The organism is bacterium, assembly GCA_035419245.1.
GTDB lineage: Bacteria > Zhuqueibacterota > Zhuqueibacteria > Residuimicrobiales > Residuimicrobiaceae > JAKPUX01.
Genome location: DAOLSP010000002.1, coordinates 243,231 through 258,219 on the forward strand (window position 1 = coordinate 243,231; position 14,989 = coordinate 258,219).

The 14,989-nt window shown below is 60.4% G+C and carries 13 protein-coding genes and 1 tRNA gene; 8 read left to right on the top strand and 6 right to left on the bottom strand.

The features are described 5' to 3' along the window. Window positions 1–75: 75 nt before the first annotated feature. Both PLH32_04835 and PLH32_04840 read left to right on the top strand, forming a co-directional pair. Complete coding sequence (locus PLH32_04835; protein ID HQJ63920.1) at window positions 76–1,218, top strand: dipeptide epimerase; 1,143 nt, start codon at window positions 76–78, stop codon at window positions 1,216–1,218. A 6-nt stretch (window positions 1,219–1,224) separates the two neighbouring features. Then, a complete protein-coding gene (locus PLH32_04840) occupies window positions 1,225–1,899 on the top strand; it encodes a haloacid dehalogenase-like hydrolase (GenBank protein HQJ63921.1) in 675 nt (224 codons plus the stop codon). A gap of 29 nt (window positions 1,900–1,928) precedes the next feature. On the opposite strand, the gene hisS is transcribed toward PLH32_04840, so the two are convergent. Together hisS and PLH32_04850 are read right to left on the bottom strand one after the other, a co-directional pair. Then, entirely contained in the window at window positions 1,929–3,515 is a 1,587-nt protein-coding gene (hisS, locus tag PLH32_04845) for a histidine--tRNA ligase (GenBank protein HQJ63922.1), read from the bottom strand. 92 nt (window positions 3,516–3,607) lie between these two features. After that, window positions 3,608–3,681 (bottom strand) — tRNA-His (locus PLH32_04850). Window positions 3,682–3,842: 161 nt separating this feature from the next. On the opposite strand from PLH32_04850, the gene serA reads away from it, so the two are divergent. Further along, window positions 3,843–5,789, top strand: coding sequence for a phosphoglycerate dehydrogenase (gene serA / locus PLH32_04855; protein HQJ63923.1), 1,947 nt, complete (start codon window positions 3,843–3,845; stop codon window positions 5,787–5,789). A gap of 73 nt (window positions 5,790–5,862) precedes the next feature. On the opposite strand, the gene PLH32_04860 is transcribed toward serA, so the two are convergent. From PLH32_04860 to PLH32_04870, 3 genes are all read right to left on the bottom strand, one after another. After that, the gene (locus PLH32_04860; GenBank protein HQJ63924.1) at window positions 5,863–6,579 is read right to left on the bottom strand and encodes a hypothetical protein; all 717 of its coding nucleotides are present in this window, start codon (window positions 6,577–6,579) and stop codon (window positions 5,863–5,865) included. After that, window positions 6,569–7,756 (bottom strand): MFS transporter, encoded by a 1,188-nt coding sequence (locus tag PLH32_04865; GenBank protein HQJ63925.1) that lies wholly within the window; start codon window positions 7,754–7,756, stop codon window positions 6,569–6,571. The genes PLH32_04860 and PLH32_04865 overlap by 11 nt, the downstream gene beginning before the upstream one ends. 63 nt (window positions 7,757–7,819) lie before the next feature. Continuing rightward, a complete protein-coding gene (locus PLH32_04870; protein HQJ63926.1) occupies window positions 7,820–8,419 on the bottom strand; it encodes a hypothetical protein in 600 nt (199 codons plus the stop codon). A gap of 188 nt (window positions 8,420–8,607) precedes the next feature. On the opposite strand from PLH32_04870, the gene PLH32_04875 reads away from it, so the two are divergent. The 5 genes from PLH32_04875 to PLH32_04895 all read left to right on the top strand — a co-directional run bounded on the left by PLH32_04875 (window position 8,608) and on the right by PLH32_04895 (window position 14,306). Then, window positions 8,608–9,501 carry a hypothetical protein gene (locus PLH32_04875; protein HQJ63927.1) on the top strand — a complete coding sequence of 298 codons (894 nt, stop codon included), beginning with the start codon at window positions 8,608–8,610 and terminating at the stop codon, window positions 9,499–9,501. After that, window positions 9,501–10,319 carry a class I SAM-dependent methyltransferase gene (locus PLH32_04880; protein ID HQJ63928.1) on the top strand — a complete coding sequence of 273 codons (819 nt, stop codon included), beginning with the start codon at window positions 9,501–9,503 and terminating at the stop codon, window positions 10,317–10,319. Before PLH32_04875 ends, PLH32_04880 begins: the two co-directional genes overlap by 1 nt. Window positions 10,320–10,359: 40 nt before the next feature. Continuing rightward, entirely contained in the window at window positions 10,360–11,544 is a 1,185-nt protein-coding gene (gene alr, locus PLH32_04885) for an alanine racemase (GenBank protein ID HQJ63929.1), read from the top strand. A gap of 61 nt (window positions 11,545–11,605) precedes the next feature. Next, window positions 11,606–12,709 (top strand): ATP-dependent 6-phosphofructokinase, encoded by a 1,104-nt coding sequence (locus tag PLH32_04890; protein ID HQJ63930.1) that lies wholly within the window; start codon window positions 11,606–11,608, stop codon window positions 12,707–12,709. A gap of 370 nt (window positions 12,710–13,079) precedes the next feature. Then, window positions 13,080–14,306, top strand: coding sequence for a P-loop NTPase (locus PLH32_04895; protein ID HQJ63931.1), 1,227 nt, complete (start codon window positions 13,080–13,082; stop codon window positions 14,304–14,306). Between the two features lie 65 nt (window positions 14,307–14,371). Here PLH32_04895 and PLH32_04900 read toward each other — a convergent pair whose 3' ends face one another. Beyond that, window positions 14,372–14,572 carry a cold-shock protein gene (locus PLH32_04900; protein HQJ63932.1) on the bottom strand — a complete coding sequence of 67 codons (201 nt, stop codon included), beginning with the start codon at window positions 14,570–14,572 and terminating at the stop codon, window positions 14,372–14,374. Window positions 14,573–14,989: the final 417 nt, after the last annotated feature.

The window sequence follows — 14,989 nt, forward strand, 5'->3', positions numbered from 1 at the left end:
TGTTCATTTCATTTGCCTTTTTGCGGGGAAAGATGTAATTTTAGCGGTGCAAAAAGGGCTTAGAGGAGGAACCGAATGTCCATGTCGCGCAAGGAATTCATGAAAACCGCAGGGAAAGGCCTGATGGCGGCCGGAGCGGCTGCGGCGGCGCCGGCCCTGGCCAGGGGCAAAAAGAAAAACACCCAGAGCAACGGTGGCTTCAAAATGGAGATCAAGACCAGGCGTCTTGAACTGCGCCATGCCTGGACCATTGCCCGCAACACCAGCACCTACAAGGAATATGCTTTTGTAAAACTTGAAAAAGACGGTATTTATGGCCTTGGTGAAGCTGCGCATAACGTCCGTTACGGCGAGTCGCTCGAATCGATCATCGCCACCCTCGAAAAGGCGCGGCCGATCCTCGAACACGGTGATCCCTGGCAATTCGTCGACCTCAATGCGGCGGTGCAGGCCGTTTGCGAAGGCCAGACGGCCGCCAAGGCGGCCATCGATATCGCCATGATGGACTGGATCGGCAAGTCGCTGGAGATCCCCCTCTATCAGTTCTGGGGGCTGGACCCGAAGAAGGCGCCCCGGACTACCTTTTCCATCGGCATCGACACCATGGAGATGGTCAAGCAGAAGGTCGAGGAGGCGGCGCCCTATCCCCTGCTCAAGATCAAGATGGGCAAGGAGAATGATGAGGAGATCCTCGAGGCTGTGCGCAGCGTCACTAATAAGACCCTGCGCGTCGATGCCAATGAGGGGTGGAAGGACAAGGAACTGGCGCTGCGCAAGGTGGAATGGCTGGCGGCCAACGGCGTCGACCTCGTCGAGCAGCCAATGCCCAGCCAGATGCTCGAGGAGACCGCCTGGGTGAAGGAGCGCGCTTCGATCCCCATCATCGCCGATGAATCGGTCAAGACCAGCGCGGACATCCCTAAACTGGCCGAAGCCTTCGACGGGATCAACATCAAGGTGGACAAGGCGGGGGGGCTGCAGGAGTCGCTGCGGATGATCTGGATGGCCCGCTCCCTTGGCCTCAAGATCATGCTCGGTTGCATGGTCTCCAGTTCCCTCTCGATCACGGCCGCAGCGCACCTCTCTCCCCTGACCGACTTTCCCGATCTGGATGGCAATCTGCTGTTGGCGCAGGATCCCTTCACCGGGGTGAGGGTGAAGGATGGCTGGTTGATCCTGCCCGACGGGCCGGGGCTGGGCGTGAAAGGAAGTTTTTGATTGAAAGTGCTGCTCTTTGATATCGACGGCACCCTGGTCCTCTCCGGCGGGGCCGGCCTTCGCGCCATGAACCGGGCTTTTGCGGATCTTTATGACCTTCCGGATGCCTTTGCGGGGATACAATTGGCCGGTCGTACGGACCGCGCGATTCTCCAGGATGGCTTGGCCCGATACCAGCTGGCCTGGTCCCCTGAAGCGGAGGAGATCTTCAAGCAGCGCTACTTTGAGCTCTTGCCGGAGGAGATGCTGCTGCCGGCGGCGGGCAAGCGGATCATGCCCGGCGTCCTGCCGCTGCTCGAGATTCTCTCGCAGCGGCCCGGGCTTCATCTCGGGCTGCTGACCGGCAACTGGCGCACCAGCGGTTATCTCAAACTGGCCGAATTTGGACTCGACCGGTATTTTACCTTTGGAGCGTTTGCGGATGACTCGGGGGCGCGCGAGGAACTGCTCCCCTTCGCCGTGACGCGGTTTGCCGCGGTGCACGGTCGCCGGCCGCTGCCGCACGAGGTCTATGTCATCGGCGATACGCCTCACGACATCCAGTGCGCCCGGCCGCATGGCGCGGTCGCTGTGGGCGTCGCAGCCGCTGCGCATTCCGCCGCCGATCTGGCGGTGCACCATCCCGATTACCTGTTGGAAGATTTGCAGGATACCGCGGCCGCGCTGCAGGTCCTGGGCTGAGCGGTTTGAGCGTCCATGCACGGTGCCGGCTACGCCAGCAACGCCCGGATTTCATCGACCATCTGGTCCCGGCCGACGGTGACCTGTCCCACTTTCTTTTTCACCCACTCGCTGCGTTCCTTGATCTCATTTTGCTCGCTGCGCATGGCGCGCAGGTCCTTGATCGAGACCTGTCCGGCGGCGAACTCGTCGGATCCGGCGATCACCGCGACCGGAATCATCTGCAGGTCGGCGTATTTCAGCTGTTTGCCGAGACTCTTCTCCCGCCCGATGTAGAGTTCGGTGTTGAATCCGGCGGCGCGCAATTCCCTGGCGATCTTTTGATACTCGATAATCCGTTCGCGGTCCATGACGGTGACCAGGACCTCCGCGGTGGAGGGACGGCCCGGCGCACCGCCGATTTTTTGCAGCGCAGAGAGCAGCCGGTCGACTCCGATCGAGGCGCCGGTGGCGGGAATCTCCTCGCCGAGGAACTTGCCGATCAGGTGGTCGTAGCGGCCGCCGCCCATAACGCTGCCGAAATTCCCCAGTTTCTCATCGATCAGGACCGCCTCGAAAATGGGCCCGGTGTAGTAATCGAGGCCCCGGGCGATGGTAGGATCGATGATCACACGGTGGTCCGCGATCTCCATCGCATCAAGGTAGTGATGAATCTCTTCGAGCTCGCCGATGCCCTCTCCGGCGCCCTCGACCTCGGCAAAGAGGCGCTTCAGGGCGTTGAGGGTCTTGACGCGCCCCGCTTCGCCGATGGTTAGAAACTGCACGATCCGCCCAATCTGCTCCGTATCGAGATGTAGCCCGGGGATGGGATCTCCCGAGGCATCGATGCGGCCGGGCCCGAGTTCCTTCTTGATATTTTCGAGACCCTGCTTCTCCAGCTTGTCGATGATACGGAAGAGGGCGTGCGCCCGGTCCGCTGGAATATTGGCGTAGGTGAGAAGCGAGTTGAGCACCTTGCGGCTGCTGTAACGGATGCGGTAATTCAGCCCCAGCTTGTCCAGAGATTCGTGCATGGCGGCGATGATCTCGGCGTCGGCCATGAGGGAATCGGTGCCTACCGTGTCGATATCGAATTGGGCGAATTCACGGAAGCGGCCCGGATCGGGTTTGTCGTAGCGCCAGACCGGCTGGAACTGATAGCGCTTGAAGGGCCGGGGGAGCTCCGGATGGTCGGCGACAAAACGGGACATCGGCACCGTCAGGTCGAAGCGCAGGCCGACCGCGCTGCCGTCGGGCTCCTGGAAAAGATAGATCTGCTTGTCGGCCATGGCCCGCCCGACGATGCGCTCGAGGCAGGAGACCCCCAGTTCATTCTGCTGCTGGATCGAAAGCGCGCTGAGGGGGATGAAAACGAGCCCACCCTCCTCACGGAGCACCGGCTGCAACGTAGTTCGGGCGGCGGGAAACTCCACCAGCAGATGGTCAAATTCATCCCGCGTCAGCTCGGCGGTGGCTTCGCTGTAGGCCAGCAGCACCCGCTTGTATTCAAGAGCGGGGGTGGCGATCGGGACAAAACCGTAGGATTCGAAGACCTCCTTGATGACCGCGACCATCCGGTCCCGCGCAAGCATCTCTGCGGGCAGCAAATCCTTGAAGCCTTTGAGGGACAATTCCATGACCTTCTCCCATTAAAAATAAAAAGCTCATTAACGAGGAATACAGATAATGAGCCAGAATACGGCGAAACCTATGTACGGATAAAACCGGGTACCGATGATGGGGCTCGAACCCATGACCTCCTGATCCACAGTCAGGCACTCTAGCCAGCTGAGCTACATCGGCATGGATCCTGCAGCGGGGCAGGTCCGGAATGCGAACATAAGTTTACAATTTTTTTACAACAAAGTCAAGGTCTTATTTTTCGCTTGATTCGGATGGCGGGATTGGCTATCTTTCTTGCTCGATGCAACCATCATACGCTTTGCTGAGGGTGACGAACCATCGTGATAGACAACATTATCTTCAATTTTGATTCCACGCTTATTCATACCGAGGGGGTGGAGCTTATTCTCGAGCAGGCGCTGCAGCGGCAGGAACCGCGGCGCCGTGCCGGTTTGATGGAAACCCTGAGCCAGACCTCGATGCTGGCGGATATCGGCGAGCTGTCCGTTGCCGATGCATTGCACCAGTGTTTTGCCTTGGCGCAGGTGACGCGGCCGGATGTCGAGGTCGTAGCCGCGCGGGTCCGTGAGGCGCTCAATCCCTGGGTGGTCGAGTCCCTGGCCGCGCTGCAGCAGGCGGGCAAGCGCCTTTTCATTTTCAGCACCGGATTTGAGGAATTGGTCCGTCCGGTGACCCGGGCGCTGCAGGTGCCCGACGACCATGTTTTCACCAACCAGTTGATCTACGATTACAAGGGGGAGGTGATTGGATTCAACGAGAAAAATCCCCTCTTCCTCAGTGCCGGCAAGGGTTTTCTGGTCGAGCAGCTCAAGAACGATGGCCGGCTGCCCGGCGGCACGGCGGTAGTCGGCCGCAGTGCTTCCGACCTGGCTATTCGCAAGAATAATGTCGCCCAGATCTTCGTCTACTACGCCGGGGCCCGCACTCATGAGGAGATACGCCGCCAGGCCGATTTCGTGGTGGACCGTTTCGACCACCTGCTGCCGCTTTTTTTTTCGGAGGAGGAACTCTCCAACGAAAAGATGCAGGTTTATTACGAGCAGAACGGGCATACAGAAGTCACCGGCAAGCCCCGGATCCTGCTGTTGGAAAATATTCACGACGAGGCGGTGCAGCGCTTTCGGCGGGAGGGACTCGAACCGCGGCTATACAAGGGGGCGATGCGCGCCGAGGAACTAAGCAACCAGGCGTCCAGCGTCCAGGTCCTCGGCATCCGCTCGCAGACCCGGGTGACGGCGCGGCTCCTCGCCGCCCTGCCCGGCCTTTGGGTGATCGGCGCCTTTTGCATCGGCACCAACCAGATCGACCTGGGGGAGGCCGCCAGAGCCGGCATCCCGGTGTTCAATGCGCCCTACAGTAATACCCGCAGTGTCGCGGAGCTGGTGGTGGGCGAGATCATCATGTTGATGCGGCGCATCCCGGAGAAAAGCCAGGCGGCGCACGCCGGCCTCTGGCTTAAGAGTGCCGAGGGCTGTTCGGAGATCCGTGGCAAGACGGCGGGCATCATCGGTTACGGCCACATCGGTTCACAGGTCTCGGTGCTGCTCGAAAGCCTCGGCATGTCGGTCTGCTTCCACGACATCGTCGACAAATTGCCGTTGGGCAATGCCACCCGGGCTGCCAGCCTGGAAGATCTGCTGGATCGCGCCGACGTGGTCACCCTGCATGTGCCGGATACCCCGGAGACCCGCAACCTGATGAACGCGGCCCGGATTCGGCGGATGAAGCGGGGCGCCTGTCTGATCAATTCGAGCCGGGGCCGGGTGGTGGACCTGGTGGCACTGCGGGAGGCGCTGGACCAGGGCGCCCTCGCCGGAGCAGCGGTGGATGTCTTTCCCGAGGAGCCGAACCAGACGCAGGAGAGTTTTTCCTCGCCGTTGCAGGGTGCGGCCAATACCATCCTCACCCCCCATATCGGCGGCAGCACCGAAGAAGCCCAGGTCAACATCGCCCACTATGTCAGCGACAAGCTGCTGCGCTTCCTCCAGACCGGCGCGACCACCGGGGCGACCAATTTTCCTGAAGTCGATCTGCCGCGTGTGGCCAACACCCACCGCATTCTCCATGTGCACCATAATGTGCCTGGCGTCCTGGCCAAGATCAACAACCTCTTCGCCCGCCGCAATATCAATGTCGCCGGACAGTTGCTGCAGACTCGCGGCGAAATCGGCTATCTGATCGTCGATGTGGACCAGCAGGTCTCCAGTCAGGTGCTGGATCTGATGGGACATATCGCCGAGACGATCAAGGTGCGCAAAATCGCCTGAGGCTGTCTCCGGTCCGCTATAAAAAAAGCCCGTACGCATCGGGATGGCACGGGCTTGATGGTTTACGTCTGTGCTAGAAGCGGACACTGGCGCCCAGCTTGATGAGCAGTAGATCCGTCCTTGATTTGCTGACATCGTAGCTGACCTTGCCATTCTCGCGGCGGATCGAGCCTTTTTTGAGATACTCCGCTTCACCCCCGCGCAAATAATGGCCCTGCAGATCGACCAGAATCTGCACCTTGCCGCTGCTCTCCTGCCAGACCGGTATCATGCAGCCGCCGCCGAATCCCCAGCTGAAAGCGCTGTCATCGAAATTGGTGGTGCTGAAGACATCGTGATCGCCGTCGTCCCACTCATCATGCCAGTCATCATCCTTGATGCTGGTCTCGGTGAAGAGATAGTCGAACCCCAGCAAACCATCCACATAGGGCTGGACTGCCCCCTGCCGGGTCTGGGCACGCAGGAAAAGATGTCCGAGCAGGATCGAATTGGTTGTCGTGACGTCCACCATGACATCGGGGATCGAGGTGGAGAAGGGCTCGGTGCGGGTTTCGGACCCGTAAATGAGATAATTGAACGACATGCCCACGGCAATCGGACCGGCGCCGGGGGCCCAGAGGAACTCGCCGCCGAAGCCGCCGCCGGTATTCACCTGGTCCGCGAAATCTTTCTGCGGGATTCCCGCGAGGAATCCCAGACTACCTTCGAGTCCGGTCTGTGCCAGCAGCGGGCCCGCCGGCAGGAACAACACTGCCATCATCAGGGTAAGTAGGGTTCTTTCACTTCGCATGTGCTACCTCCTTGCTTCGCGTGGTGACGACGAATAAAAGCAGCAGGGCCGCCAGCAAGGCCATGCCACCGCCGAAAGCGAATGCGGCGAGGGGTGAAAACCGGTACCAAAGCACCCCCATGATCGCGCTGGCTGGCAGTGCGCTCAGCCCGATGGCCAGGTTATAAAGGCCAAAGGCTGAGCCGCGCAGTTCCGGCGGGACCAGGTCGGCCACCAGAGCTTTCTCCGCCCCTTCGGTAAGGGCGTAGAAGAGGCCGTAGAGGGCGAAAAGAGCCCAGATCTGCCAGCTTGCGGCCGCTAGCCCGAAGCCCAGGTACACCAGAGCGTAGAGCAGCCAGCCGAGAGCGATGACGCGTCTGCGCTCGATCCGGTCCGAGAGCGCGCCACCCGCTGTGGATAAGGCCATTTTGACCACATGGAAGAAGGCCCACAACAGTGGAATCAGGGCCGGCGCTACACCTAAATCCTTCGCCCGCAACAATAAAAAGGCATCGCTGGAATTGCCCAAGGTGAATACCAATAGTACGGCCATATAAAGGTGAAAGTTTCGGTCGAAAAGAGAGAGCCGGAAGGAGGGAGGGGTGGCAGCGCGTTCAGGCCGGATCTCGCGGGCGCCGAGGACGAGAATGGCCACGCTCAGAGCTGCGGGCAGGACCGCCAGCCAGAAGACCAGCCGGTAGTTATCGGTGGCAAGCGCCAAAACAGCCATTGCCAGGAGGGGACCCAAGACCGCTCCGGCGTGGTCCATGGCGCGATGAAAACCGAAGGCCCGGCCGCGAGCGGCCGCGTCGGTCGAATCGGCGATGAGGGCGTCACGCGGTGCGGTGCGGACGCCTTTGCCCACCCGGTCACTGAAGCGGACGAGCAGCACGTGCCAGCCCGCCGTCGCCATGGCGATGAGGGGCCGGGTGACCGCCGAAAGGGTATAGCCCGTCACGGTCAGCGCCTTGCGCCGGCCGAGACGGTCGGAGAGCCAGCCCGAAAAAAGTTTGAGCACAGCCGCGGTGGTTTCAGCAATCCCCTCGATGAGGCCGAGCATCTCGGCGGTAGCACCGAGGGTTGAGGTCAGAAATAGCGGGAGCAGCGGATAGATCATTTCGCTGCTGGCGTCATTGCAGAGGCTGACCAGACCGAGGACGATGACGTTGCGCGCAAGTCGGGGTTTGTCGGATTTCATGGGTTCCTTCCTGTGCCGGAGTCCGGCAGCGGCCGCAAGCTGTCCATTTCCGGTTTGCTGAGGTCAGGGCGTCAGGGGTGGCACCGGATAGGCGCGGCGGAAAAGCTGGTTTTTGCCATTATCGAATTCGAGGCGTAAGGAGATCAGGACCATCTCCGCCTGTGCGGCCCCGGCGGAATCATACGGCGCAACGTAAACGCCGTAGCGGACCTTTTTGCCGGCCCCCGCCGGCAAGGCGAGTTTGAATTCCAAAGCACTGCGATCCGTACCCCACTTTTCCTTGAGCAGGCGCGGATTCTCCTGGTAGCTCCTGAGCGGTTGATCGAGCAGGAAGAGGCGCGGCTTGAGGTCGACTGCAGCAAGGGTTTGCCCCTTGAGGGCAACGAGCCAGCCGGATCCTTCCTCGGCTTTGACGAGCCGCGTCAGGAGTACGGCCGGGCCTGCTGCATTAGTGACCTCGAGTTCACAGAGGATGAGAAAGCCGTATTGGCTACGCTCTTCATCGTAGACTGGGAGGGTGAGAGATTCCCCCTCCTCCACCTGAAGCGTCGAAAGGGCAAGCTGACGGCTGTCACGCGCGATCATCAGCGCCGCAACGGCGACGATCAAGGCGATGAGAGCGATGAGGAGTGTGCATACTGGCATGGGGGCTTTATTGTGCATGGGTGGCCTTTCCGGCTCTGTCTGACACGCTGATGGCAAAAAAAGGGTTAAAAAGCGAAATAATATGGGAAAATATTTACTTTTTTCCAATTTTATTTTATATTCGGAGGGGAAATCCGTGGCCCAAAAGCCGCCCGCATGGGCTGTTGCTGCAGGACTTTCCTCATCATGGAATCTGAAAGGGAGCCGTGCATACCACCGAATCGGCCATTGTCTCAACGCTGCTCTATTTTGATATTTTTGAGTATCCGCTCAGCAGGGAGCAGCTGTATCGCTTTCTGATGCAGGTCAAGCCGGAACGGGAGGAATTTGACCGCGCCCTCGACCGGCTGCTCCTTGACAACCAGGTGGGGATGACGGCGGGGTGGCATTTTCTGGCCGGCCGCGAGCAACTCGTCCTCAAACGGCAGGAGGGCGAATCCCATGCCCAACGGCTCTGGAGCATGGCCTATCAGGCCGCCGGACGCATGCGGCATCTGCCCTTTGTCCGTGGCATCTATCTTTCGGGAGACCTCTCCAAAGGCGTAGCCGGCCCGGAAAGCGACATCGATTTTTTCATCATCACAGCCCGGCGCAGGGTCTGGATTTGCAAGCTGTTTCTTGCCCTTTTCCGCCGCATCAGCCGGTGCAACCGCCACAAACTCCTCTGTTTCAACTATCTCCTTTCGGAAAGTCACCTCGAGCTGGATGAGCGCAACCTCTTCACCGCCGCCGAAGTGATCGGCCTGGCCCCGCTTTATGGCCTGCGGGTGTTCCGCCGTTTTCTTGCCCATAACGAGTGGGTGGCGAGCTATTTTCCACGTTACCGCAGAGCGCCGAACGAATCCTGCTGCGTCTATCACGGCCAAAGCCGCCGTCAAAAGATCACCGAGTTCTTTTTCCGCAATCCCCTCGCGGATGGACTGGAATTTCTGCTGCCGCGCCTGTGGCGGCTGGCCTGGGGCTGGAAATACCGCCGTAAACCGCAAACGCGATCGGCCCTGCTCAAGGGGATCCATCGCAGCTACAGCAAGGCGCACGGCTATCCCACCGACCGCGAAATCATGCAGGAATATTCCCGACGTCTGGAGGAGGCCTCCTGATGATGTCCTCCGCGGAGCGGGAGAGGTATTATGCGCAGGTAGCGCAGTATTTCGATGCGGAAGCCCCTCTCTTCGAGCTTCATTATCGCAACAATCCCGTGCTGCAGCGCATCCGCGCTGATTTCCGCCGTATCACCACGACGGCTACCTTCGGCTCCGGTCTCGAGATCGGCTGCGGCCCGGGCCTTGACATCGCCTGGTTCGCGGCGCGGTATCCGCAGGGGCGCTGGCGGGCCATCGATGTGGCCCCGCGCATGGTCGAGCAGGCGCAGGCCAAGCTCGCCGCCCTCCCCGGTGTCGATGCGCGCGCCGCAGTGGGGTCCCCGGAAGATCTTGCGACGCTCTTTCCGGGTGAGACTTTTGATCTCATTTATTGCTATTTTGGTGCGCTGAATACCGTGCCCGATCTGCGCGCCGCCGCGGCGGCTCTGGAGCGTGCCTTAACCCCGCAGGGGACCCTGGTCCTCACCTTCGTCAATCGCTGGTTTCTCCTCGATATGCTCTGGAACCTGCTGCGGCTGCGGCCGCGCCGGGCTCTGGCGCGGGTGACCGGCGCCTGGGCCGGCTACGCCCCCGGGCGGCCGCTCGCCAGCTCGGCGTGCTCAGCCCGCAAGGTGCGGCGCGCCTTCGCTCCCGAATTCGCCGTGAAGCGGCACAAGGGGTATTCGATTGTCTATCCCGCCTGGTACCGGCACCGTTTTCTGCCGGTCGAGGGCTGGCTGGGCAACCTCCTCTGGTCCATCGATGCACTGCTCAACCGCACCCCTTTCTGGAATCTCGGCGAGTACAGCCTCTACCTCTTCAAACGCCGCACTTGACGGCGGAAAATCTCTTCGGGCGCCAACATGAGATCGACCTGTGCATCCTGAAAACCATTTTTACCGTCCCGCTTGGGTCGAAATTGACCTTGACGCGATAACGGCCAATTACCGGCAGATCCGCGCCGCCCTGGGCGAGGTACAGCTTTGCGCGGTGGTCAAGGCCGATGCCTATGGCGCCGGGGCCGTCATGGTCGCACGTCACCTGCAGGCGCTCGGCGTCGCCCGGATGGCGGTCGTCTCGCTCGATGAAGCGCTCGAACTGCACCGGGCCGGTGTCCGCACCCCCCTGCTCAACATGGGCCCGATCTTTCCGCACCAGGCTCGTGTGGTGCTTGAGCAGGATTTCGAACAGATGGCGTACCAGCCGGAGGTGCTCGAGGCCCTTGCACGGGAGGCAAGGTGGACCGGGCGCAAGGCCCGAATCCATCTCAAGGTCGATACCGGCATGAGCCGCTACGGCGTCCCACTGGCGGAAGCAGCTGCCATGCTGGAACGGCTCGCGGCATCGCCCGATCTCGAGTGCTGCGGCGTCATGACCCATTTCCCGATGTCGGATGGGCTGGACAAGAGCTTCGCCCTGTTGCAGATCGCCGGCTTCACCGCCCTGCGCCGTGAAACCGAAGCCAGGGGGATCCGGATTCCGCTCTGGCATATGTGCAACAGCGGCGGTGTGCTCGATTTGCCCCAAGCGCATCTGGACATGGTGCGCGTCGGCCTGTTGCTGCACGGCTACTATCCATCGCGCGAGGTGCGCCGCCCCTTCGATCTGCATCCTGCGATGCAGGTCAAGACGCGCATCGCCGCGCTGCGCACGATCGGCCGCGGCGATACCGTCGGATACGGCCGCCGCTGGATGGCGCAAAGAAGTGAACGGATTGCGGTGCTGCCGATCGGCTATGCCGATGGCTACGACCGCAAGCTGCGCAACATCGGTGAGGTGCTGCTTGGGGGCAGGAGGGCTCCCATCGTCGGCGGGCTGTGCATGGATGCCTGCTTCATCCGGGTGACAGAGTTTTCTGAAGCGGCAGAGGGCATGGAAGTGACCTTGATGGGCCGCGATGGGGCAGAGGAGATCTCGCCGCACGACATTGCCGCGTGGATAGATTCGGTCTCTTATGAGGTAATGGCGCGCTGGGGCCGTCGGCTGCCGCGTGTATACCGCCGCGACGGCGCTCCGGTTGCGGTGCGGAATGATCTCGAAACCCCGATTTTAACCCTTTGAAATTTCCAAATTATGCTGTATACTGGAGAGTCCTTTTACTTTACGAACGGGAGGCTTGTTCATGTCTGTCCCTACAGTACGCAGGGTGGGTGTGCTGACCGCGGGCGGGGATTGCCCCGGGCTGAATGCGGTCATTCGCGCGGTCGCCAAATCCCTGATGCTCAAGGCCGACATCGAGGTCATCGGTATCGAGGATGGCTTCGAGGGCTTGATCCAGAACCGGATGCGCAAGCTCAATTATGAAGATGTATCCGGGATCCTGCAGAGAGGCGGCACCATTCTAGGCACCTCCAACAAGGCCGATCCCTTCGCCCAGGCCACTGTGATCGGCGACCGGATCGTGAAGGAAGATGTTTCGGCGCAGACGATCGCCAACATTGACCAATGGCAATTGGATGCCCTGGTTTGTATCGGCGGGGATGGCTCGATGTCCATTTCGCGCAAACTGGTGGAGAAGGGCGTGCCGGTCGTGGGCGTGCCGAAGACGATTGACAACGATCTTTACGGGACCGACGTCACCTTCGGTTTCGATACGGCTGTCTCCATTGCCACCGATGCAATCGACCGGATTCATACCACGGCACAATCCCACCATCGCGTCATGTTGGTGGAGATCATGGGCCGTTACGCCGGCTGGCTGACCATCTCCGCGGGGATCGCTGGCGGCGCCGATGTGATCATCCTGCCGGAGATGGAGTACGATCTGGAGTACATTTGCGAACGGGTGGTCGCGCGCAGCCGTTACGGCAAGCGTTTCAGTATCGTTGCGGTCTCGGAGGGTGCCAAGCCCAGAGGCGGTGAGGTGGTGGTCAGCCGTGTGGTCAAGGACAGCCATGAATCGATCCGTCTCGGCGGTGTCTCCATCAAGCTGGGCAATGACATCGAGGATCTCACCGGTCTGGAGACGCGCGCGACGGTGCTGGGTCATCTTCAGCGCGGCGGACCGCCGACGGCCAATGACCGCATCCTTGCGACCCGTTTTGGCGTCGGCGCGGCCGACCTGGTCGCTTCCGGCCAGTTCAACCGCATGGTGGCGCTGCGCGGCACCGATATCGTTTCGGTACCCATCACCGAGGTGGGCGGCCGCTCGCGCACCGTGCCAGACGATTCCCCCTTGCTGGATGTGGCCGAGTCGGTCGGCGCATCGCTTGGGGCCAAGCGGTAACCGCTGTCGATTCCGTTCCTCTGCAGCATTGCATTGCATCCCCTTGCATCCGCATCCACCCTGCTTCTGCTGTACCGCACCCCAAGCCACTCTGCCCGGCGCGACGCTCGTGAGAGCCGTGCCGGGGGTGTCGGCATCGGCCGAAATCGCACTATATGGCACGGACTTTGCTCCATTTGCATGGCAGTTACTCTGGCCAGCCATGGATAAGCACCGAGCGCCGGTTCGGGCCATAGAGCTGTAACTATAATACCTTTAATAGCAACACTGCTGCAAGAATCGCCTGTATCAACCGGGGCTTTGCGGAAGGGCGGAAAATGAGTTGCTGCAGTACACTGTATCAGTGTGGAGCAATTGGATACGGGCTCTTATGAAAACGCAAGCACGAGTTTGGACCATCGAACACGAAGAGCATATCATCGGCCCCTTGAGTTCCTACGCTCTGGCCTTGTGGGCGGTGCAAGGGCTTCTGTACCCGCATGATGTGCTGAAGGATGGCGAACAACGCCGCTGTGAGGCGGGGTATCTCGAGGGCATGCAACCGTTCATTCGCAATAATGGCCACCTGCGTCGCGCCAAACTCTGGGCGATCGCCGGCGGCAAGGGCGGGGTGGGCAAATCGGTGCTCACAGCCCTGCTGGGTGTGGCCCTGGCCCGGAGCGGCAAGCGGGTGGTGATAGTGGACGCCGATTTTGACGGGGCCAACCAGCGGCAGCTCTTCGCATTGCGTCAGGCTTCGCCCAACATCTGGCGCCTCGTCGACGGGCAACAGGCTCTTTCCGAGGCCGCGCTGCCGACCAGCGTGCCCAATCTCCGCCTGATCACCGCGCCTGAAACCGCTCATGATGCCGATCAGGCGACCATTCTGCGGCGCATCCGGTTCATCCGCGCCCTGCGCAGCCTCGATGCAGAATATGTGCTGCTTGATTTTGGCCCTCGCACCGACCTGCGCGAATTGAGCTATTTTTCGACCGCGGACCTGAATCTGGTGGTTTCCACCGCGGAACCGACGGCTCTGGAGAATCTGGCCAAGTTCGTCAAGTCAGTCGCCAAGCAGAAACTGCAGCTGGCGGTGGAGAGCCTGAGCCCCAGCCGCAGCGCCCTGCAATCCGGCGAGAGGGAGGAAACGCCGCTGGTTGAAATGGCCGCTGCCCGCTTTAAGCAGCTCGGGATTTCAGCGGACGAGATGATGCGCCGGGTGGCTGGCAGTTTCTCCTTGCGCGTGCTCTTTAATCAGGTGACCGATGATCACTATCGCAAGGAGATGCACTTGCTCAATACCTATCTCGCCCATGAAGTGGGCGTGCGGGCGGAGATCAGCGGTGCGGTTTCCTTCGATCCGGTCATTCGCGCGGCTATCCGTGCCAACCGCCTTTTTGCCCTGGATCCCACCACCCCGGTGATGCGGCGTATAGACGAGATCATCCATGGCCTTTGTCAGGTCAAGAACCAGCCGCCAGCGCGCTACGAGCTGAAGCGTACGACAGCGCGCGAGATCGACGGTTCGGCGTTGATCTGCGGCACCTGGTGTCCAGCCTGGGGCGAATGCAATTTTCAGAATCCCGGGGATGTTTGCCCTGTCAAAAATATGAGCTAAAGCCCGAGGGCAAAAAAAAATCCCGATCCGAAAGGACCGGGATTTTTTTTGTTTTTATGTCAAGCTTACAGTTTGGTGACTTTTTCAGCCTGCAGACCCTTGGCGCCCTGGGTGACCTCGAACTCCACCTTGTCGCCCTCATCGAGGGTGCGGTAGCCGGTGCCCTGAATGGCGTTGAAATGGACGAAGACATCGCCGCCTTGTTCGCGGGTGATGAAGCCGTAGCCCTTGGAGGCATTAAACCACTTGACAGTTCCTGTTTCCATCTGGAAACTCCTTGCTTAAAAAAGATGAATTACTGTGTACCACTTTACTCGTCTCGCCAGGGCATAAAAAAATCGCGTGAATAGCCTCTTCTGCCATTCTACACGATTCCTTGGATCTGTTGTCTAACAAACTCCATTACCGATTTAGAAAGGCGGGCACAAGCGTACATTTATGGTGCATTATTATACGATGTTTTAAACAAATATGCAAGTATTTTCTGAATTATTTTCATCCGGTTGCGGCCCGGCTTGCTGCTGGGGCCGGCCGGGTGGCCGCGGGTTCGTCCACAGCGTCGTGTCCGGCCGCAGGGCGGGGGAAGCGCAGAAGCTCAACGCCTCCGCCACTCCGCGCGAGATTCGCCCCTGCGGCCTGCGGCTCAAATAATTACCTTGCTTTTTGAAAATCAACCGCTTATT

What these genes read in the sequence shown, in the direction of transcription:
- PLH32_04880 (HQJ63928.1), top strand. Translation starts at nt 9,501, where the DNA reads ATGATGTCCTCCGCGGAGCGGGAGAGGTATTATGCGCAGGTAGCGCAG.
- PLH32_04835 (HQJ63920.1), top strand. Translation starts at nt 76, where the DNA reads ATGTCCATGTCGCGCAAGGAATTCATGAAAACCGCAGGGAAAGGCCTG.
- hisS (HQJ63922.1), bottom strand. Translation starts at nt 3,515, where the DNA reads ATGGAATTGTCCCTCAAAGGCTTCAAGGATTTGCTGCCCGCAGAGATG.
- PLH32_04900 (HQJ63932.1), bottom strand. Translation starts at nt 14,572, where the DNA reads ATGGAAACAGGAACTGTCAAGTGGTTTAATGCCTCCAAGGGCTACGGC.
- PLH32_04860 (HQJ63924.1), bottom strand. Translation starts at nt 6,579, where the DNA reads ATGCGAAGTGAAAGAACCCTACTTACCCTGATGATGGCAGTGTTGTTC.
- PLH32_04865 (HQJ63925.1), bottom strand. Translation starts at nt 7,756, where the DNA reads ATGAAATCCGACAAACCCCGACTTGCGCGCAACGTCATCGTCCTCGGT.
- PLH32_04870 (HQJ63926.1), bottom strand. Translation starts at nt 8,419, where the DNA reads ATGCACAATAAAGCCCCCATGCCAGTATGCACACTCCTCATCGCTCTC.
- PLH32_04895 (HQJ63931.1), top strand. Translation starts at nt 13,080, where the DNA reads ATGAAAACGCAAGCACGAGTTTGGACCATCGAACACGAAGAGCATATC.
- PLH32_04890 (HQJ63930.1), top strand. Translation starts at nt 11,606, where the DNA reads ATGTCTGTCCCTACAGTACGCAGGGTGGGTGTGCTGACCGCGGGCGGG.